This window comes from Agrobacterium sp. D14 (genome assembly GCF_001526505.1).
GTDB classification, from domain to species: Bacteria; Pseudomonadota; Alphaproteobacteria; order Rhizobiales; family Rhizobiaceae; genus Agrobacterium; species Agrobacterium leguminum.
Map to the genome: position 1 here is coordinate 229,590 of NZ_ASXX01000021.1, position 19,594 is coordinate 249,183.

Here is a 19,594-nt window from a genome sequence, read left to right on the forward strand (position 1 = left end):
TTTCATCAATCATGTTGACTAACATCAGCCATTATGATCATTCTTCTTCATCGGCAAGGGAGATGCCGGAGGAGCAGCCATGAATGATACAGAGCGCCACAAGGCCATCATCGAGCTTTTGCGCGAGACGCCATTTGCATCCGTCCGCGACCTTCAGCAGCGCCTGAAAGCTTCGCCCGCCACCATTCGCCGCGACATCGACAAGCTGCATGAGCTTGGTCTCGCCAGAAAAGTCTATGGCGGTATTTCCGCCAGCGATGCCGGAGACAGCGCACGTCTTTCCGCGCGCCCCTATGACGAGAACCGTGACATCGCCGTCGAAGCCAAGCGGGCGATTGCCGCAAAGGCCGCAGAGATGGTGCGCGATGGAGACGCCATCATCGTGCATGCCGGCTCCACCTGCTACCAACTCGGCACATTGCTTGCACGGCGCAATGTGCGCCTGTGGACCAACTCGATGCCGCTTGCCGCACATCTTGGCGAACACGGCACCTGCCAGCTTTCGCTCTCCGGCGGCGCGCTTTATCGCGAACCCGGCATTATCCACGATACGGCCGCCGGTTCGCCGGGGTTCTTCGCATCGCGATTTTTCGTCGGCACGCAGGGTATCAGCAGCAAGGGGCTGCTCGAATCCCATCCGCTGCTCGTGAAGGTCATCGGCGAACTCGCGGCCTGCGCCGATGAAATCGTGCTTTTGGCCGATAGCCGGAAATTTTCCATCCAGCCCCGCAACGTCGCCCTGCCGCTCTCCCGTGTCGGCACGATCATCACGGATGATGGCCTCACGGATGCAAACGCGAAGATGCTGGAAGAGGCAGGCGTCACCATCACCATCGCGACCATGGGAGGGGAGAATTGAACCCGTCCCCCATCGCCGTCTTCGATCTCGGCAAGACCAATTCGAAACTCTTCGTCCTCTCTCCTGAAGGCAAGCTTGTCGACGAGGCGCGCACAAGGCCCGTCTGGCGGCGAAATGGTGACATCAACATTCTCGATGACGAGGCCCTTTTTACATGGATGAAGAATGAACTGGCGCGCGTGGTTTCAGCGCACGGCGTCGACCGGGTCATCTTCTCGGGGCATGGCTGCACCTTTGCACTGACCGCCGGCGATGCGCTCGTTCATCCCATTCTGGACTATGAACAGGAACCGCCCGCCGATGTCGCCGCCCGCATCGATGTCCTGGTGCCGGATTTTCATGAAACCTTCTCGCCGCCGCTGCCGCTCGGCTTCAATTACGGCCGTCATCTTCTCTGGCTGAACGAACGCGACCCGGCGCTTCTCGAGCAGGCCGACGCCATTCTTGCTTATCCGCAATTCTGGAGCTGGAAGTTTTCCTGCCGCAAGGTTTCCGAAGTCTCCTATCTCGGTTGCCATTCCCATCTCTGGGCACCGCTCGAAGACGACTACAGCAGCCTTGTCGACCGTATGGGCTGGCGCGGCAAGATGCCGGCATTCGCACCGGCAGGCAGTGTGATCGGCAAACATAGCGTAACTCTCGAGGACGGGTGGAGCGTCGATATCGACGTCCATAATGGCGTCCATGACAGCAATGCCGCACTTTATTTCTACCGCTCGCTCGGCTTTTCCGATTTCACACTGATTTCGACCGGCACCTGGGTGATTATCCTCAATCCGGCAAGTCCGCTCGAACGTCTCGATTCCGGGCGTGACATGCTCGCCAACGTCACCATCGACCACCAGCCGGTCGCGACCATCCGCTTCATGGGCGGCCGGGAATACGACATGGCGAGCGGTGGCTGGACCATGCCCGTTACCGCCGAAGCCATTGCCTCGGTCATCGCCAGACGTTGTTTCGCCCTGCCCTCCTTTGCCGCAGGCGGCCCGTTGCAGGGCCACATCGGACATTTCACCGGCCCGGCCATCGCCGGAGAGGAACGTGCCGCCGCCGCCCTGCTTTACGTCGCATTGATGACGGATCTCTCGCTCGAACTCATTGGCTCGCAAAACGCCATCATCATCGATGGCGGCCTGGTAAAGACGGGGCTTTACGCCTCCATTCTCGCAGCGCTGCGCCCTGGCCAGACGATCCACACCAGCGCCAATCCAGAAGGAAGCGCCTTCGGCGCGGCGATGCTCGTTTTCGACGCGCTCGGCATCAACCCTTTCATAAACGACTGCGCGGTGGCGCAACCGGCAGCCATTCCCGACCTCGATGCCTACAGACACGCATGGCGGCGGCAGGTGGATGCGATGACGGAAGAAACAGCGGCGAGAAACAGCGACTACAGGAGGCCGGCATGATGCAGCCGATTGTTCAGCTCACTGGCCTCCGCAAATCATTCGGCGGCGTCAAGGCATTGAAAGATGTGAACCTGGATATTCATCCCGGTGAAGTGCATGCCCTGATGGGTGAAAATGGCGCGGGCAAGTCGACGCTGATCAAGATTCTTTCCGGCCTCTATACGCAGGACGAAGGCACGATCACCGTGAATGGCGAAGCGGTGAACTTTTCTTCCACCCGCGACGCCAATGCCGCCGGTATCGCAACGGTGTATCAGGAGCTTCTGCTGTTTCCGGAGCTGACCGTCGCGGAAAACATCTTTCTGGGCAATTATCCGCGCAGGGCCGGCGGCGTCATCGACTGGGCGGCAGTCCGCTCAGGCAGCCGCAGCCTTCTCGAAACGCTCGATGCGCATGATCTCGATGTCGATGAAAAGGTTGCCAATCTATCGGTCGCCCAGCGCCAGTGCGTGGAGATTGCCAAGGCGTTGTCCAAGGACGCCAAGGTGCTGATCATGGACGAGCCAACCGCCTCGCTGGTTGAATCGGATGTGCAGCGCCTGCTCGATATCGTCCGGCAATTGCGCGCCCGTGGAGTCGGCATCCTCTATGTCAGCCATCGCATGCCGGAAATTTTCGCCGTCTGCGACCGCGTCACCGTCTTGCGGGATGGCGCCTATGTCGCAACCAAAACCATTAACGACGTCGATGAGGCCACTCTGGTATCCCTGATGGTGGGCCGCCCTATCGAGAAGCTTTTCCCAAAGGTGGATGTGCCGATAGGCCAGCCTGTCCTCGAGGTCACGAGCCTCAACCACGGCAAGCGCGTCAGGGAAATCTCCTTTGCCGTGCGGCAGGGCGAGATTCTCGGCATTGCAGGACTTGTCGGCAGCGGACGCACCGAACTTGCGCTCACGCTTTTCGGCATGACGCCAGCCATATCCGGTGAAATCCGCCTTGATGGAAAGACGGTTACGATGACCTCTCCGTCGCAGGCGCGCAATCTCGGCATCGCCTATGTGCCTGAAGATCGCGGGTCGCAGGGTCTCATCAAATCGATGGCGATCCGCAAGAACGTTACCATGGCCACGCTCGACAGGATATCGAACGGCATTTTCATTCGCGCCGCCGCTGAAATGAGCCGGGCGACCGAAGCGATCAAACGTTTCGGCGTGCGCTGCCGCGACGCCGACCAGCCCATTGGCCAGCTTTCCGGCGGCAACCAGCAAAAGGTGGTCATAGCCAAATGGCTGGAAATCAAACCCCGGGTGCTGATCCTCGATGAGCCGACACGCGGCGTCGATGTCGGCGCCAAATCGGAAATCCACGCGATCATGGGCGAGCTTGCCCGCGAGGGCGTCGCCATCATCATGATTTCCAGCGAGCTGCCCGAGGTTCTCGGCATGAGCGACCGGGTAATGGTCATGGCCGAAGGCCGGGTCACCGAAATTCTTGAGCGCAGCGAGGCCACGCCCGAGCGTGTGGGCGCCGCGATGACGGCACATCGCAGAGAGGAAAAAACGTTATGAGTCCCCTCGGCAATGCACCGGCCAAAAGCATAACGGGCGCACGAATCGGCCAAAGCGCCTATCGGCGGTTTCTTTCGGATTACGGACAGGAGCTCTTTGTCCTCGCGGCAATCGTCACGCTGTTTGTTTGCGTGACCGTCGTGAACCCGCGTTTCATCGCCGTAAACAATCTCAACACCATCCTTTCCGGAAATGCCTATATCGCCGTAGCGGCAATCGGCATGGCGATGGTGATCATAACCGGCAATATCGACGTCTCCGTCGGGGCCTTGATCGGCGTGCTCGCAACGGTTGCCGGAACATTGGCAACCTCCGGCTACCCGGTGTGGGTCGCCTGGACCGTCCCCCTTCTCGTCGGCATCGCCATCAACACCGTCATCGGCCTGCTCGTCGCTTATGCGCGCATCCCGTCGATCGTGGTGACGCTGGGGGCGCTTTCGATCCTGCGCGGCGGCCTCATCAGTGTCACCGGCGGGGCCTGGATATCCAATCTGCCGCCGGCCTTTCTGCTTGCGCAACAGAAGCTGCTCGGCGTTCCCATACCTTTGATCGCCATGGTCGTCCTCACCGTGCTCGCGGCCTTCTGGATGCGCAACTCGGCCTTCGGACGTTCACTTTACGCGCTTGGCGGCAATCCGGAAGCCGCCGTCGCCAGCGGCATTCCGGCTGAGCGGCGCATCGTTCAGGTCTTTGCGATCCACGGCTTTTTTGCAGGCCTTGCCGCCATCCTGTTCGCAACCCAGCTGCAGGTCATCCAATCGACGGTTCCGCCCAATCTGGAGCTTACGATCATCACGGCCGCGGTCATCGGCGGGGTGTCAATTCTTGGCGGCACCGGCACGGTCATCGGCTCGACTCTCGCGACAATCCTCTTCGCCACCATCGGCTCGGCCCTGATCTTCGTTAATGTCTCCGCCTACTGGCTGCGGGCGGTCATCGGTCTGCTGATCCTCATCACGGTGCTTGCCGATATGCTGCGCCGCCGTCGCAGGAGCATTTGAAAACCATGATTCCCAAGTCGCTCATCCGGCACGAAACTTTCCTGGCCATCCTGCTGGTCATCATCCTTGCCGTGCTATCGTTCCAGTCGGACAAGTTTCTCACTGTTTCCAACCTTCTCAATCAGGGCCGTCTGATGACGGAAATCGGTCTGATCGCGCTCGCGATGACCTTCGTGATCGCCACTGGCGGCATAGATCTTTCCGTCGGCTCGATCCTCGGTCTCACAGCCATTCTGCTCGGCGTGTTCTGGCAGAAACTCGGTATGCCTTTGCCGCTGGCAATGGCGGCGGCTGTGGCCGCAGGCACCTTCGCGGGCTTCGTCAACGGGCTTATCATCACCCGTTTCAATGTTCCGCCGCTGATCGCCACGCTCGGAACGCTGGCGCTCTATCGCGGCCTCGCCGAAGGCATCAGTCAGGCGCGCTCTGTTCGCGGTTATCCGGAATGGTTCTTCATGTTCGGCCAGGGCGCGGTGCTCGGCATTCCTGCCCAGCTCTGGGTCTTTTTTGCCGCAGCTGTCATCGCCGCCGTCATTCTTGCCTATACGACCTGGGGACGCAGCACCTATGCGATCGGCGCAAACGAGACCGGAGCACGGTTCTCCGGCCTCCCCGTCGAGAAGACCAAACTCGCCGTTTATACCGCCTCGGGTCTTGCGGCCGCACTTGCCGCCGTGATCTTCGTCTCCCGCGTTTCCACAACGCGCTCCGACATGGGGACGGGCATCGAACTCGACGCCATTACGGCGGTGGTTCTCGGCGGCACATCCATATTCGGAGGCCGCGGCACGATCGTCGGAACAATCCTCGGCCTTTGCGTCATTCAGACGCTGAAAAACGGGCTTTCACTCGCTGGCGTTACCGGTGACGGCACGATCATGCTGATCGGCATCGTGCTCATCCTGGCAATTCTTGCGAGCAATCTCTTCGAGAAAAGCGGCTCTCGATAGTTCGATGTCTCGTCCCGCATTGCCGCTCGAAGCTGTTTGGACGATTTGGAGGAGGAAAGACATGCGCAAATATCTGTTACCCGCCCTGCTGACGCTCTCGTTTTCGACGAGCGCGGCTTATGCAGCCCCGACCTGGACCGGCGGCGACGACCTGCCGACCAACCCGCTGGCCTGCGATGCCACGCCTGCAAAAATCGAGGCGAAGGCATATGACGGCGGTTCGCCAACCAATGCCCCGGACCGCAAGGGCAAGCCGATAACGGTTGTTGATGTACCGAAGCTGGTCGGCATCGGCTATTTCGCCGCGACCACCAAAGGCATTGCGGATGCCGCCGCTGAACTCGGCAATGTCAAAGCCAAGACCGACGGGCCGAGCAAGGCCAATATCGATGACCAGATCACGCTGATCGACAACTATATCACCTCCGGCGTGGACGGCATTCTTTACGCCGCCAACGACCCGGTCGCAATCGCCCCGGTTCTGAAGAAGGCGCTTGCCGCCGGCATCAACGTCGTCGGCTACGACGCGAATTCCGAGCCGGATTCGCGCCAATGGTTCGTCAACCAGGCGGAGTTCAACGGCATCGCGAAGGCGACAATCGACGCGCTTGCCGCCGAAGCCGGGGAGGACGGCAAGTTCGCAATCGTCACATCCACCTTCACCACGCCGAACCAGGCGCGCTGGATCGCCGAGATGGCGGCCTATCAGGCGAAATGCCATCCGAAGATGGAATGGCTGGAGACGGTCGAAGCACAGGAAGACAACATCCTTTCCTTCAACCAGGCCAACACGCTGATCAACAAATATGGCGATGACCTGAAAGGCATCGTCGGCATGACCTCCGTCGCCACCCCTGCCGCAGCCGACGCCGTCACCCAGGCCGGCAAATGCGGCAAGATCGCGGTCGTGGGCCTCGCGACGCCCAACGCCATGAAGCCCTATGTTGCTGCCGGTTGCGTCAAATCGGTGGTTCTGTGGAACCCGGTCGATCTCGGCTACGCCGCCATGCATGTGTTGCGGGCAGTGGCCGACGGCACACTTCAGCCTGGCGCCACCTCGGTCAAGGCTGGCAAGCTTGGTGACCTCAAGGTGATCAACGGCTCGGAAATCCTGCTCGGTGCTCCTACCGTCTTCACGAAGGACACCATCAACAACTTCGATTTCTGATCATAAAAAGGGGGGAGGGCAATTCCGGCGCCCTGCCCCCATTTTGCGAAACAGACCTATCCTTGCCCGCGTTTCAGCGGCTGGAAACGGCCGCGCCTTCCGTGGCAACCGGTTCCGGCATCGCCGCTTTTTCCTGGGCCTTGCGCGCGTAACGCTGAGCCAGAACAGCGCAGACCATCAGCTGAATCTGGTGGAAAAGCATGATCGGCAGGACGATTGCGCCGATGCTCTGGCCGGCAAAGATGGCGCCCGCCATGGGCACACCGCTGGCGAGGCTCTTTTTCGAGCCGCAAAAAGTGATGGTGATTTCATCGGCCTTGTCGAAACCCAGCAAACGGCTGCCGAACATCGTCACGCACAGGACAAGCGCCAGCAGCAGGATATTGATGACGATGACCACGCCGATATCCCTGAGCGAAAATGTGTGCCAGATGCCTTCGATAACCGCATCGGAAAAAGCCAGATAAACGACCATCAGGATGGAACCGCGATCGACCGGAGCCAGCAATTTCTTGCGCGCCCTGATCCAGTCGCCGATCCACGGCTGCAGCACCTGACCGACGATGAAGGGCAGAAGCAGCTGCAGGAAGATTTGCAGGAACGCATCCAGCGAAAATCCACCGCCATGACCCCCGACCGTAAACAACAGGCCGACCAGCAGCGGGGTCAGGAACATGCCGAAAATATTCGAAGCCGAGGCCGAACAGATCGCAGCCGGCACGTTTCCGCCCGCCATGGAGGTGAAGGCAATGGAGGACTGCACGGTGGATGGCAGGACACAGAGGAACAACACCCCCATATAAAGCGGCGCAGGCAGAATATTCTCGGGAATGAAGCCGATTGCCACGCCAAGTAGCGGGAACAGGCCGAAGGTGACGAGAAGGATCGCCAGATGCAGGCGCCAGTGCAGGATACCGGCAATCACCACATCCCGGGAAAGCCGCGCGCCGTGGAGGAAGAACAGCAAAGCGATCGCGAGCTTTGTCGCCAGCCCGAAATACTCCGCCGGCTCACCGCTGATCGGCAAAATGGAGGCCAAAATCACGGTGGCGACCAGCATCATGGTGAAGCGATCAGGTAGGAAGCGGGTCATGGGAGGTCTTTCCGGCATCGGTTTTGCTTGAAACGCGCGCTACTATCGCTCATCATGAATTCCGATGCAAAGATTAACAGTTATCGCGATTCAGGATAATGCTGAACCTTCAACATCTTGCGAGCTTCGTGATGCTTCAGCAGACCGGCAGCTTCACGCTGGCTGCCGAACGGCTGGGGATTGGTCAATCCACTGTCAGCCAGCATATTCAAAGGCTTGAGGCCGCACTTGGCCGCCGGCTGATTGCCCGCAGCACCCATCAGGTGAAACTGACGGGTGAAGGTGAGGCGCTGCTGGGTTATGCCCGCAATATGCTGGAAATCGACAGCAAGGTGTCATCGCTGTTCAGCGAGAACCGTCTGCGTGGGCGGCTGAGGCTTGGCGTTTCGGAAGATTTCGTCGCCAGCCGGCTGACCGCCATTCTGGAAGAGTTCATCCGCCTTTATCCCCTCGTAGATCTGGAACTGACGGTTTCGCTGAGCGGCGTGCTTTACCAGATGCAGGACAATGGCGAACTGGATGTGGTGCTCGCCAAACGCCGTCTCGGCGACAAGCTCGGGCACTTTCTCTACCGCGAACCTCTCGTGTGGCTGGCGCGCGACCCGGAGCGAATGCTGAACCAGCCGGATGCCCTGCCGCTGATTGCCTTTCCGCCGCCGAGCATCACCCGAAAGGCGGCGCAGGAGGCGCTCGACCGGGCCGGTCTCGCCTGGCGGATCGTCTGCACCTGCGGCAGTCTCAGTGGGCTGACCGCCGCAGCAAGGGCGGGCATGGGAATTCTGGTGCAGCCGCGCAGCATGGCGCCGGCAGGACTGAAGGAGATTGCCGCAGGCGTGCTACCGCCGCTGGAGGACGTGGAATTCGTGCTTCAACCGAGCAAGGGAGCGGATGCGAAGCTGGTGCGCGCCCTTTCCGATCTCGTTTCCAGCAAGAGCATCGCACCCGGCAGTTTCGTATAGCCTGTTCAATTCTCCCGTCGCGACAGGCAGCGGCCGACACTGTCGCGCCAGCCGGCAATGGCGTCTTTCCGTTTAGCCTCTTCCATTACGGGGCTGAAACGGCGGTCACGCCGCCAATGTTCAGCAAAGGCCTTGCGGTCCGGCCAGATGCCCGCGCGCGAGGCGGCAAGCCAGGCCGCCCCGAGAATGGTCGTTTCCAGGAAGACCGGCCGGTCGACCGGTGCCGCAAGAATATCCGCCAGCCGTTGCATGGTCCAATCGGAAGCGACCATGCCGCCATCGACCCTCAACACCGTCTTGCCATTGTCACCCGCCCAGTCCTTGCGCATGGCGTCCAGCAGGTCGAAGGTCTGATAGGCGACGCTTTCCAGCGCCGCGCGGGCGAATTCCGCCGGACCGGTGCCACGCGTCAGCCCGAAAATCGCACCACGCGCCTCCGCGTCCCAATAGGGTGCGCCAAGGCCGGTGAAGGCCGGAACCAGATAGACACGCTGATTGGCATCAGCCTTTTCCGCAAGCGCGCTGACCTCGGAAGCGACCGAGATGAAACCGAGTTCATCGCGCAGCCATTGCACCGCGGCACCGGCAATGAAGATCGAGCCTTCCAGCGCATAGGTGGTGACGCCGTCGAGACGGTAAGCGATGGTCGTCAGCAGCCGGTTGGTGGAGGCGACGCGATCCGTGCCGGTATTGAGCAACGCAAAGCAGCCCGTGCCGTAGGTGGATTTCATCATGCCGGGCTCGAAGCAGGCATTGCCGATCACGGCTGCCTGCTGATCGCCGGCGACGCCAAGGATCGGGATTTCCGCACCCAGCAGCGACCTGTCCGTCACGCCGAAATCGGCGGCGCAATCCAGCACTTCCGGCAGCATGGCGCGCGGAATATCGAGGATCGACAGGAGTTCATCATCCCAGGCGTTGTCTTCGATATTGTAGATCAGCGTTCGCGAGGCATTGGTGGCGTCGGTCACATGGCGGCGGCCACCGGTGAGACGGTAGATCAGGAAACTGTCGACCGTGCCGAAGCAGATTTCCCCCTTCACGGCTTTTTCGCGAAGGCCGCTGACGCTGTCGAGAAGCCATTTCAACTTCGTGCCGGAGAAGTAAGGGTCGAGCAGCAGCCCGGTCTTTTTCGAAAAAAGCGGCTCGAGTCCCCGGCGTTTCAGATCCTCGCAGATAGGCGCGGCGCGCCGATCCTGCCAGACGACGGCGCGATGCACGGCCTCACCGGTATTGCGGTCCCAAAGCACGGTCGTTTCGCGCTGGTTAGTGATGCCGATCGCCGCGATATCGGATGCGGCGATGCCGGCATCGGCAAGCGCCAACCGGATGGTTTCCAGCACACTTTTCCAGATATCCTCTGCATCGTGTTCGACCCAGCCGGAGGCCGGAAAATGTTGCGGAAATTCTCGCTGCCCGACACCGATGACCCGCATGTCGCGATCAAAGACCATCGATCGCGTCGATGTCGTTCCCTGATCGATCGCCAGAATATAACCGCCCATTATGCTACTCCCTTTCAGACGCAATGACGGGGCGGCAAAGCCGCCCCGGTTTAAGATTTTACGCAGAAATTACTTCTGCCAGCTTTTGACCAGTTCGTCGTAATTGACGGTGACCGGCTTTTCCTTTTCGTTGGCGATCTTCAGCTGCGGCGCCAGATTGCCCTTCGAAACGGCATCCTTGTTCCAGTATTCGATATCGTGCTCTTCCGCCAGTTTCGGACCGATATCGCCCTGCACCCCGGCACGTTCCAGACGGCTCATGACTTTTTCTTGCTCGGCGCAGAGAGAGTCCATTGCCGCCTGAGCCGTCTTTGCGCCCGAAGACGCATCGCCGATCGCCTGCCACCACAGCTGTGCCAGCTTCGGATAGTCAGGAACGTTGGTGCCGGTTGGCGACCACTGCACGCGGGCCGGTGAACGATAGAACTCGATGAGACCACCGAGCTTGGTGGCCCGGTCCGTGAAGCTCTTGTGGTGGATGGTGGTGTCGCGAATGAAGGTCAGACCCACATGGCTCTTTTTCACATCCACGGTCTTGGAGGTCACGAACTGCGCGTAAAGCCAGGCGGCCTTGGCGCGGTCGTCGGGGGTGGATTTCATCAGCGTCCACGAACCCACGTCCTGATAACCGAGTTTCATGCCGTCCTTCCAGTAGACGCCATGCGGCGAAGGTGCGACGCGCCATTTCGGCGAACCGTCCTCGTTCACCACAGGCAGGCCGGGCTTGGCCATATCGGCGGTGAAGGCCGTGTACCAGAAGATCTGCTGGGCGATGTTGCCCTGCGCCGGCACCGGGCCGGATTCGGAGAAGGTCATGCCCTGCGCTTCGGGCGGCGCATATTTCTTCAGCCATTCGAGATATTTCTCGATGGAATAGACGGAAGCCGGACCATTGGTATCGCCGCCGCGCGCCACGCAGGAACCGACCGGCTGCGACTTGTCATTGACCTTGATGCCCCATTCATCGACCGGCATACCGTTTGGCAGGCCCTTGTCGCCGTTACCGGCCATGGAAAGCCAGGCATCGGTGAAGCGCCAGCCGAGCGACGGGTCCTTCTTGCCATAGTCCATATGGCCAAAGACCTTCTTGCCATCGACATCGCGGCCGGTGAAGAATTCGGCGATGTCCTCATAGGCCGACCAGTTGACGGGCACGCCGAGGTCATAACCATATTTGGCCTTGAAATCGGCCTTGTTCTTTTCGTTGTTGAACCAGTCATAACGGAACCAGTAGAGGTTCGCGAATTGCTGGTCGGGAAGCTGGTAGAGCTTCTTGTCCGGCGCCGTCGTAAAGGCGCTGCCGATGAAATCCTTGAGGTCGAGACCGGGATTGGTGACGTCCTTGCCTTCATTGGCCATGAAGTCCGTCAGGTTGCGCACCTGCTGGTAACGCCAATGGGTGCCGATGAGGTCACTGTCATTGACCCAGCCGTCATAGAGGTTCTGACCGGTCTGCATCTGGGTCTGGATCTTTTCGACCACATCACCTTCCTGGATCAGGTCGTGCGTGACCTTGATACCGGTAATGGCGGTGAAGGCCGGAGCCAGAACCTTGGATTCATACTCATGGGTCGTGAGCGATTCGGAAACGACCTTGATCTCCATGCCCGCGAAAGGTTTCGCGGCATCGACAAACCATTGCAGCTCCTTTTCCTGATCGCCACGCGAAAGCGACGAGAGATCGCCGATTTCCTTGTCCAGAAACTGCTTTGCTTCCTCCATTCCGGCGAAAGCGGAACCCGTCATTGCCAGCAGCATGGCCGCCGTCGTCGTCATCAGATGCCGTCGCATATCAGTCCTCCCAGGGGTTTGCGATTGCATGAAGTCTGCGGGTGCGGTTTTCCTCCGCCGCACCGTTTTCCTGCTCTAGACAAAACGGAAAACGCCGATGGCGTAAACCAAGGATAGAGCGAGAGCCCACCACAGGTTCGGGCCGACCAGCCCGAGCCATGCGAGATGAATGAAGGCGCTGCCGAGCAGCGAGATGAACAGCCTGTCGCCGCGCGTGGTCTCGAAGCGCAAGAGGCCGAAGCGGGGATTGCCGCCGGGCGAGAGATATTCCCAGAACCACATGCCGACGAGCAGCAGGGCGATGGCGCCGAAAAAGGCCGCCGTCTGCCAAGTCCATGCCATCCAGGTAAAATCGGGCATCTTCGTCATGATCAAACCCTCCCGAGCGCAAAGCCCTTGGCGATGTAATTGCGCACGAACCAGATCACCAGCGCGCCGGGTATCAGCGTCAGCACGCCGGCAGCGGCAAGCAGGCCCCAGTCCATGCCGGCGGCAGAAACGGTGCGCGTCATCGTCGCGGCAATCGGCTTGGCGTCCGTCGTCGTCAGCGTACGGGCGATCAGAAGCTCGACCCACGAGAACATGAAGCTGAAGAAGCAGGCGACACCGATGCCGGAAGCGATAAGCGGCATGAAGATCTTCACGAAGAATTTAGGGAAGGAGTAACCGTCAATATAGGCTGTCTCGTCGATTTCCTTCGGCACGCCGGACATGAAACCTTCGAGAATCCACACCGCCAGCGGCACGTTGAACAGGCAATGCGCCAGCGCCACGGCGATATGCGTGTCGATCAGCCCGAAGGCCGAATAAAGCTGGAAGAACGGCAGCGCGAAGACGGCGGGCGGGGCCATGCGGTTGGTCAAAAGCCAGAAGAACAGGTGCTTGTCGCCGAGAAAGCGATAACGCGAGAAGGCGTAAGCCGCCGGCAACGCCACCGCGACCGAGATCACCATGTTCATAACGACATAGATGATCGAATTGATATAGCCCGAATACCAGGATGAATCCGTGAAGATCGTCCGGTAGTTCTGCAAGGTCGGCTGATGCGGATAAAGCGTCATGGAGGAGACGATTTCCGTGTTCGTCTTGAAGCTCATATTGACGAGCCAGTAGATCGGAACAAGCAGCAGCAGGATATAGATCGTCGGCACCAGCCAGGAAAAACGCGACGGCCCATGGTGGCGACGCCGCGCATTGACGGCAAGGCCGGATCGTCCCGCCGCAGGGGCTCTCACCGGCGAACTGCCGATGCCGTTACGCTCCACGCTTGTGGTGACATTCGAGGCGCTCATGTCTCAAGTCTCCGCGTCGTGGCTGGTCATGACGGTGTAGAACACCCAGGACAGCAGCAGGATGATGAGGAAGTAGATCAGCGACATGGCCGCCGCCGGCCCGAGGTCGAACTGGCCGAGCGCCATCTTCACGAGATCGATGGACAGGAAGGTGGTGGAATTGCCCGGGCCGCCGCCGGTGACGACGAAAGGCTCGGTATAGATCATGAAACTGTCCATGAAGCGCAGCAGGAAAGCGATCAGCAGCACCCGCTTCATCTTCGGCAGCTGGATGTAACGGAACACCGCAAAACGCGACGCGCCATCGATCCTGGCCGCCTGATAATAGGCATCCGGAATGGAGACGAGGCTGGCATAGCACAAAAGCACGACAAGGCTCGTCCAGTGCCAGACATCCATGATGACGACCGTGATCCACGCATCGACCGGATCGTTGACATAGTTGTAATCGAGCCCGAGCTGATTGGCGTAATAACCGAGCAGGCCGATATCGCTGCGGCCGAAAACCTGCCAGATGGTGCCGACGACATTCCACGGCACCAGCAGCGGCAGCGCCATGGTGACGAGGCAGACCGGCACGCCGATGCCGGATTTCGGCATCTTGAGCGCGATGAAGATGCCGAGCGGAATTTCAATCGCCAGGATGATGCCGGAGAACAGCAGGTTGCGCCCCAGCGCATCCCAGAAACGATCCGAGGCCAGAATTTCCTCGAACCATTGCGTTCCCGCCCAGAAGAACTGGTTATTGCCGAACGTATCCTGCACCGAATAATTCACGACGGTCATCAGCGGAATGACGGCGGAAAAGGCGACCAGCACCAGCACCGGCAGCACCATGAACCATGCCTTGTTGTTCCAGCTCTTTTCCATGGTCAGGCCCCCATCTTTACACGCCACGAGTCGGCGAAGACGCCGATGGCGGCCGGATCGAAGCGAACACCCGCTTCCGCCGGGATTTCCTCGTCTTCGGCAACGACGATCGCGAGTTTCTGGCCGGCGAACCGGGCACGCACGATCTTCTGCCGGCCGATATCCTCGACCTTGTCGACAGTGATGGGCATGCCGCCCCGTTCCAGCCGGACGAATTCCGGGCGGATGCCGATCTCGATGCGTTGCGCTCCATCAACCTTTGGCGCACCGGCCAGCGGCACACCAAGGCCGCCGACCATGGCGGTCGCGCCGTCGATACTGGCGGGCAGCACGTTCATGCCCGGCGAGCCGATGAAATAACCGACGAAGGTATGTCCCGGCCGTTCGAAAAGCTCAGCCGGCGTGCCGATCTGGACGATCTGACCGTCATACATGACCACAACCTTGTCGGCGAAGGTCAGCGCTTCGGTCTGGTCATGGGTGACATAAACCATGGTGAAACCGGACTGCCGGTGCAGCCGTTTCAGCTGCGAGCGCAGCACCCATTTCATATGCGGGTCGATCACCGTCAGCGGCTCGTCGAAGAGGATGGCGTTGACATCGGACCGCACGAGCCCGCGCGCCAGCGAAATCTTCTGTTTCTGATCCGCCGTCAGACCACGCGCATGGCGTTTGGCCATGCCGGAAAGATCGGTCATTTCGAGGATTTCCCGCACCCGACGGTCCACCTCGGCCTCCGGCACATGCCGGTTGCGCAGAGGAAAGGCCAGATTGTCGTAAACCGTCATCGTGTCGTAAACGACCGGGAACTGGAATACCTGCGCAATATTGCGGTCTTCCGTGGCGAAATCCGTCACGTCGGTTCCGTCAAAGGCGATGCGGCCTTCGGAGGGGCGCAGCAGCCCGGAAATGATGTTGAGCAGCGTGGTCTTGCCGCAGCCGGAAGGGCCGAGCAGCGCATAGGCACCGCCGTCCTCCCATTCATGATGGACTTCCTTCAGCGCATAGTCGCCGGCAGCCTGCGCCTTTGCGTTATAGGCGTGTCGGATGTGATCGAGCGTGATGCGTGCCATGACCGATCTCCCTCAAGCCGCTTCGCCGATGGCGCGGCCATTCGCGTCAAAGGCCATCAGGTGTTTTGTATCGAGAAACAGCTCTATGTCCCTGTCCGGCTCGATGTCGTGAATGCCATGCGCGAGCATGACCCAGCGCCGACCCGAAAACTCCACATGCACGAAGCTTTCCGATCCGGCGATTTCCGAAATCAGCGTCCGCGCCCGGATCGACTGTCGGGCCTCGCCCTTCGCCTGCGGGAAAAGATGATGCGGCTGGAAAGCGATGGTCAAAGGTCCATCCGGCACGGCGGCAAGATGCGCCGGCACCGCAATCACCGCCTGGTCGGCACGGGTGAATGCACCGCCCGCCTTGACGACCTCGATGGTGTTGAGCGGCGGGTCGGCAAAAATTTCCGCGGTGACGATATCCACCGGACGCCGGTAAACCTCGATGGTACGGCTGAACTGCGTTACCCTGCCCTCGTTGAGCGTTGCGGTATTGCCGCCCAAAAGCAGCGCCTCGGAAGGTTCGGTGGTGGCATAAACGAAGATGGCGCCGGATTCGGCGAAGATGCGCGGCAGTTCCTCGCGCAGCTCTTCGCGCAGCTTGTAATCGAGATTGGCCAGCGGCTCATCGAGCAGCACCAGATTGGCGTTTTTGACGATGGCGCGGGCGAGTGCTGTGCGCTGCTGCTGACCGCCAGAAAGATTGAGCGGCGTGCGGTCGAGATAGGGCGTCAGCTTCAGAAGCTCGGCGGCTTTCCTCACTTCCCTGTCGATGGTCGCCTGGTCCTTGCCGGCAACGCGCATGGGCGAGGCGATGTTTTCGTAAACGCTGAGCGCCGGATAGTTGATGAACTGCTGATAGACCATGGCGACATTGCGCTTCTGCACCGGCCATCCCGTCACATCTTCGCCATTGAAAAAGATCGAGCCGGCGCTCGGCTTGTCCAGCCCGGCCATCAGCCGCATCAGCGTCGTCTTGCCCGAAAGTGTCGGTCCAAGCAGGACGTTCAGGCTTCCGCGCTGCAACGTCAGATCGGTCGGGTGAATATGATATTCACCGCCAACCATCTTCGAGACGTTTCGCAATTCAAGCATGGTGATCCAAAGCCTCCTCCGCTTTTATCCGGATCGTCAGATTGCCCTTAAGCGCCCACCTGCAATGTCTTCGACATAATCCTCCAGCCCACGCACCTCTTCCGGGGTAAAAAAGAGCCCCTGCTTGGTGCGGCGCCACAGAATATCCTCGGCCGTCAGCGCCCATTCCCGCGCCATCAGCCAGCGAACCTCAGCCTCGTAGAGCGTACCGCCGAAATACCGCCCCAGCGCCGCCGCCTCTGTGGCATTGCCGATCAGGACCGCCGCATCCGTTCCGTAGCAGCGCACAAGCCGCTCCGCATGACGCTCTTCAAGAAAGGGGTAACGCGACCGCAGTGCCGAAACTTCCGCGGTGTAGGCCTCGGCGCCGAAATTTCCACCCGGCAAATGCGAGCCCGCCGTCCATGGCGCACCCTTTTCACCCAGCGCATCGCCGATTTTTTCAAGAGCATGTTCGGCAAGCCGCCGATAGGTGGTGAGCTTGCCGCCGAAAATATTGAGAAGCGGCGCTTCGCCTTCCGCCCCTTCGGTTTTCAGCACATAATCGCGGGTCGCTTCCTGCGCTTTCGATGCCCCGTCATCGAACAGCGGGCGCACGCCGGAATAGGTCCAGACGATATCCGCCGGCTCCACCGGCTCAGCGAAATATTCGCTCGCCGCATTGCAAAGATAGCTGATCTCCTCGTCGCTGATCTTAACAGCCCGGGGGTCGGCGGTATAGTCGCGATCCGTCGTGCCGATCAGCGTAAAGTCCTGTTCGTAAGGAATGGCGAAGATGATCCGCCCGTCCGGATTCTGAAAAAAATAGGCACGCGGATCGGAAAATTTCTTGCGCACGATGATGTGGCTGCCCTGCACCAGGCGGACATTATGGACATTGTTTTTACCGAATGCCGAGGACAGCACCTTGTCCACCCAGGGACCCGCGGCATTCACCAGCATGCGTGCCCGGTAGGTCTTGGCCTCTCCGGCCGCATTTTTCGTTTCGACCCGCCAGAAGGCGCCTTCGCGCCGCGCCGAAACCACCTGCGTGCGGTTGAGGATGAGCGCGCCGCGATTGGCGGCGTCGCGGGCATTCAGCACCACCAGACGGGCATCGTCCACCCAGCCATCCGAATATTCGAAGGCGCGGGCAAAAATCGGTTTCAAAGGTTTCCCGGCGGGATCGCGGCGCAGATCGAGCGAGCGGGTCGGGGGTAGAAGCTTGCGGCCGCCGAGATGATCGTAGAGAAATAGCCCGAGGCGCACGAGCCAGGCCGGGCGCACCCCGCCCTTCTGGAACGGTAGTACGAAGCGCATGGGCCAGATGATGTGCGGCGCCATAGCCCACAGCACCTCACGTTCCATCAGTGCTTCGCGCACCAGACGAAATTCGTAATGTTCGAGATAACGCAAACCGCCATGGATAAGCTTGGTGGCGGCGGACGAGGTACCGGAGGCGAAATCGTTCATTTCCGCAAGCGCGACGGAATAGCCCCTGCCGACGGCGTCACGTGCGATGCCGCAGCCATTGATACCGCCGCCGATCACGAAAATATCGTGGATTGCCTCGTCAGACATGGATCCTCCCGCGCTTTCATCGACGCTCTCCTCATCGATATACTGAAAGCACGGACATCTAATTCGAAGACAAAACGAATGTCAAACGAAATTCATAGGCCGTCCCGATCAGGACTCGACCATCTCGGTTTCGATCAACCGGACGTCATGATCGGCACAGATGGAGCGGATCGAATCCACCGGACAATGATCGGTGATGAAAGTATGCATCTGGGAAAGATGGCCGATACGAACCGGAGCCGTGCGCTCGAATTTGAGCGAATCCGACACCAGAATGACATGGCGCGCATTGGAGATGATCGCCTGCGCGACCTTGACCTCACGAAAGTCGAAATCCAGCAAAGCACCGTCCTCATCGATGGCCGAAACGCCGATGACAGCGAAATCCACCTTGAACTGGCGGATGAAATCCACCGCCGCCTCGCCGACGATACCGCCATCGGAGCCGCGCACGACACCGCCGGCAATCACCACCTCGATACCGGGGAAGACCCTCAACCTGTTGGCAACATTGATGTTGTTGGTGATGACCATCAACTCGTGATGATCCGCCAGCGCTTCGCCCACGGCTTCGGTCGTCGTGCCGATATTGATGAAGAGTGACGAGTTGTTGGGGATGAGGGCGGCGGCGGCGGCGCCGATCGCCTGCTTTTCGGAAGAGGCTATCGCCCGACGCGCCTCGTATTTGACGTTTTCGTTGCCGCTTGGAAAAAGCGCGCCGCCGTGGATGCGGGTCAGAACCCGCGTATCGCAGAGATCGTTCAGGTCCTTGCGGATCGTCTGGGGAGTGACGGAGAACCGTGCCGCCAGCTCGTCGACCAGCACCCGCCCGTTCGCTTTCGCCAGCGCAACGATTTCATCCTGACGCGGTGTGAGCAGCATTTCACCCTCCCTCCTCTTTCAATTTTTTCGTTTTATTGAAGAGCGAACGAAAAACCAATGTCAAGGGACGGTTTTCACCATGGCCCGCGGCGGCCGGTGCGAACCGGCCGGCGAAAGATAGCGCGCTTGTCGTCGTACCCTGTCCACGCGCACTGCGTTCAGTGTTTATCCCATCCGCTCGGAAGCATAACTTCCCGGGCTTGGCGGGAAGACGACGGTGCGGTTGCCGTTGATGAAGGTGCGGTGGTGGATATGGGCGTGGATGGCCCGGGCCAGCACCTGGCTTTCGACATCGCGGCCAAGCGAGACATAATCGTCGGCCGATTGCGCATGGGTGATGCGCACCGTGTCCTGCTCGATGATCGGGCCCTCGTCGAGATCGGCGGTGACATAATGCGCCGTGGCACCGATCAGCTTCACACCGCGCTCATAGGCCTGCTTGTAGGGGTTGGCGCCCTTGAAGGAGGGCAGGAAGGAGTGGTGGATGTTGATGATTTTGCCAGACATCTTCCGGCACATGTCGTCGGACAGAACCTGCATGTAGCGCGCCAGCACGACGAGTTCCGTGCCGCTGGTCTCGATCAGGTCCATCAG

The 19,594-nt window shown here is 60.1% G+C and carries 18 protein-coding genes; 7 read left to right on the forward strand and 11 right to left on the reverse strand.

What is annotated here, in order from left to right:
- The first annotated feature begins 79 nt into the window (after positions 1-79).
- From L901_RS14900 to L901_RS14925, 6 genes are all read left to right on the forward strand, one after another.
- Positions 80-859, forward strand: coding sequence for a DeoR/GlpR family DNA-binding transcription regulator (locus L901_RS14900; protein ID WP_059758077.1), 780 nt, complete (start codon positions 80-82; stop codon positions 857-859).
- Positions 856-2,265 (forward strand): FGGY-family carbohydrate kinase, encoded by a 1,410-nt coding sequence (locus L901_RS14905; RefSeq protein WP_059758079.1) that lies wholly within the window; start codon positions 856-858, stop codon positions 2,263-2,265. The genes L901_RS14900 and L901_RS14905 overlap by 4 nt, the downstream gene beginning before the upstream one ends.
- Positions 2,262-3,773 carry a sugar ABC transporter ATP-binding protein gene (locus tag L901_RS14910; RefSeq protein WP_059758082.1) on the forward strand — a complete coding sequence of 504 codons (1,512 nt, stop codon included), beginning with the start codon at positions 2,262-2,264 and terminating at the stop codon, positions 3,771-3,773. The genes L901_RS14905 and L901_RS14910 overlap by 4 nt, the downstream gene beginning before the upstream one ends.
- The gene (locus L901_RS14915) at positions 3,770-4,774 is read left to right on the forward strand and encodes an ABC transporter permease (RefSeq protein WP_059758085.1); all 1,005 of its coding nucleotides are present in this window, start codon (positions 3,770-3,772) and stop codon (positions 4,772-4,774) included. Before L901_RS14910 ends, L901_RS14915 begins: the two co-directional genes overlap by 4 nt.
- 5 nt (positions 4,775-4,779) lie before the next feature.
- Complete coding sequence (locus L901_RS14920; RefSeq protein ID WP_059758087.1) at positions 4,780-5,724, forward strand: ABC transporter permease; 945 nt, start codon at positions 4,780-4,782, stop codon at positions 5,722-5,724.
- A 61-nt stretch (positions 5,725-5,785) separates the two neighbouring features.
- A complete protein-coding gene (locus L901_RS14925; RefSeq protein ID WP_059758094.1) occupies positions 5,786-6,892 on the forward strand; it encodes a substrate-binding domain-containing protein in 1,107 nt (368 codons plus the stop codon).
- A 73-nt stretch (positions 6,893-6,965) separates the two neighbouring features.
- On the opposite strand, the gene L901_RS14930 is transcribed toward L901_RS14925, so the two are convergent.
- A complete protein-coding gene (locus L901_RS14930) occupies positions 6,966-7,985 on the reverse strand; it encodes a bile acid:sodium symporter family protein (RefSeq protein WP_059758097.1) in 1,020 nt (339 codons plus the stop codon).
- Positions 7,986-8,083: 98 nt separating this feature from the next.
- Here L901_RS14930 and L901_RS14935 point away from each other — a divergent pair, with 98 nt between their 5' ends.
- Positions 8,084-8,944: a LysR family transcriptional regulator gene (locus tag L901_RS14935; RefSeq protein ID WP_003519733.1), complete on the forward strand. Its 861-nt coding sequence runs from the start codon at positions 8,084-8,086 to the stop codon at positions 8,942-8,944.
- A gap of 5 nt (positions 8,945-8,949) precedes the next feature.
- Here the strand turns inward: L901_RS14935 and glpK are convergent, their stop codons facing one another.
- The 10 genes from glpK to L901_RS14985 form a co-directional block, all read right to left on the reverse strand.
- A complete protein-coding gene (gene glpK, locus L901_RS14940; RefSeq protein ID WP_059758100.1) occupies positions 8,950-10,449 on the reverse strand; it encodes a glycerol kinase GlpK in 1,500 nt (499 codons plus the stop codon).
- 69 nt (positions 10,450-10,518) lie between these two features.
- Positions 10,519-12,240 (reverse strand): ABC transporter substrate-binding protein, encoded by a 1,722-nt coding sequence (locus L901_RS14945; protein ID WP_059758103.1) that lies wholly within the window; start codon positions 12,238-12,240, stop codon positions 10,519-10,521.
- Between the two features lie 75 nt (positions 12,241-12,315).
- Positions 12,316-12,609 carry a DUF2160 domain-containing protein gene (locus tag L901_RS14950; protein ID WP_003519736.1) on the reverse strand — a complete coding sequence of 98 codons (294 nt, stop codon included), beginning with the start codon at positions 12,607-12,609 and terminating at the stop codon, positions 12,316-12,318.
- A gap of 2 nt (positions 12,610-12,611) precedes the next feature.
- A complete protein-coding gene (locus L901_RS14955; protein WP_059758106.1) occupies positions 12,612-13,532 on the reverse strand; it encodes a carbohydrate ABC transporter permease in 921 nt (306 codons plus the stop codon).
- 3 nt (positions 13,533-13,535) lie between these two features.
- Positions 13,536-14,402, reverse strand: coding sequence for a carbohydrate ABC transporter permease (locus L901_RS14960; protein ID WP_035261095.1), 867 nt, complete (start codon positions 14,400-14,402; stop codon positions 13,536-13,538).
- Between the two features lie 2 nt (positions 14,403-14,404).
- Positions 14,405-15,475, reverse strand: coding sequence for an ABC transporter ATP-binding protein (locus L901_RS14965; RefSeq protein WP_059758107.1), 1,071 nt, complete (start codon positions 15,473-15,475; stop codon positions 14,405-14,407).
- A gap of 12 nt (positions 15,476-15,487) precedes the next feature.
- Positions 15,488-16,558: an ABC transporter ATP-binding protein gene (locus tag L901_RS14970; RefSeq protein ID WP_059758110.1), complete on the reverse strand. Its 1,071-nt coding sequence runs from the start codon at positions 16,556-16,558 to the stop codon at positions 15,488-15,490.
- A gap of 36 nt (positions 16,559-16,594) precedes the next feature.
- Complete coding sequence (locus tag L901_RS14975; RefSeq protein WP_059758113.1) at positions 16,595-18,118, reverse strand: glycerol-3-phosphate dehydrogenase; 1,524 nt, start codon at positions 18,116-18,118, stop codon at positions 16,595-16,597.
- A gap of 108 nt (positions 18,119-18,226) precedes the next feature.
- Positions 18,227-19,000, reverse strand: a complete 774-nt coding sequence (locus L901_RS14980; RefSeq protein ID WP_059758116.1) for a DeoR/GlpR family DNA-binding transcription regulator — start codon at positions 18,998-19,000, stop codon at positions 18,227-18,229.
- Between the two features lie 165 nt (positions 19,001-19,165).
- Positions 19,166-19,594 (reverse strand): formyltetrahydrofolate deformylase (locus L901_RS14985; RefSeq protein ID WP_156430054.1); only part of this gene is annotated, 429 nt, incomplete at its 5' end.

Bases quoted from the DNA above. Each gene is read 5' to 3' on its own strand.
- L901_RS14900 (WP_059758077.1), top strand. From the start codon at position 80: ATGAATGATACAGAGCGCCACAAGGCCATCATCGAGCTTTTGCGCGAG.
- L901_RS14910 (WP_059758082.1), top strand. From the start codon at position 2,262: ATGATGCAGCCGATTGTTCAGCTCACTGGCCTCCGCAAATCATTCGGC.
- L901_RS14915 (WP_059758085.1), top strand. From the start codon at position 3,770: ATGAGTCCCCTCGGCAATGCACCGGCCAAAAGCATAACGGGCGCACGA.
- L901_RS14920 (WP_059758087.1), top strand. From the start codon at position 4,780: ATGATTCCCAAGTCGCTCATCCGGCACGAAACTTTCCTGGCCATCCTG.
- L901_RS14925 (WP_059758094.1), top strand. From the start codon at position 5,786: ATGCGCAAATATCTGTTACCCGCCCTGCTGACGCTCTCGTTTTCGACG.
- L901_RS14930 (WP_059758097.1), bottom strand. From the start codon at position 7,985: ATGACCCGCTTCCTACCTGATCGCTTCACCATGATGCTGGTCGCCACC.
- L901_RS14935 (WP_003519733.1), top strand. From the start codon at position 8,084: ATGCTGAACCTTCAACATCTTGCGAGCTTCGTGATGCTTCAGCAGACC.
- glpK (WP_059758100.1), bottom strand. From the start codon at position 10,449: ATGGGCGGTTATATTCTGGCGATCGATCAGGGAACGACATCGACGCGA.
- L901_RS14945 (WP_059758103.1), bottom strand. From the start codon at position 12,240: ATGCGACGGCATCTGATGACGACGACGGCGGCCATGCTGCTGGCAATG.
- L901_RS14950 (WP_003519736.1), bottom strand. From the start codon at position 12,609: ATGACGAAGATGCCCGATTTTACCTGGATGGCATGGACTTGGCAGACG.
- L901_RS14955 (WP_059758106.1), bottom strand. From the start codon at position 13,532: ATGAGCGCCTCGAATGTCACCACAAGCGTGGAGCGTAACGGCATCGGC.
- L901_RS14960 (WP_035261095.1), bottom strand. From the start codon at position 14,402: ATGGAAAAGAGCTGGAACAACAAGGCATGGTTCATGGTGCTGCCGGTG.
- L901_RS14965 (WP_059758107.1), bottom strand. From the start codon at position 15,475: ATGGCACGCATCACGCTCGATCACATCCGACACGCCTATAACGCAAAG.
- L901_RS14970 (WP_059758110.1), bottom strand. From the start codon at position 16,558: ATGCTTGAATTGCGAAACGTCTCGAAGATGGTTGGCGGTGAATATCAT.
- L901_RS14975 (WP_059758113.1), bottom strand. From the start codon at position 18,118: ATGTCTGACGAGGCAATCCACGATATTTTCGTGATCGGCGGCGGTATC.
- L901_RS14980 (WP_059758116.1), bottom strand. From the start codon at position 19,000: ATGCTGCTCACACCGCGTCAGGATGAAATCGTTGCGCTGGCGAAAGCG.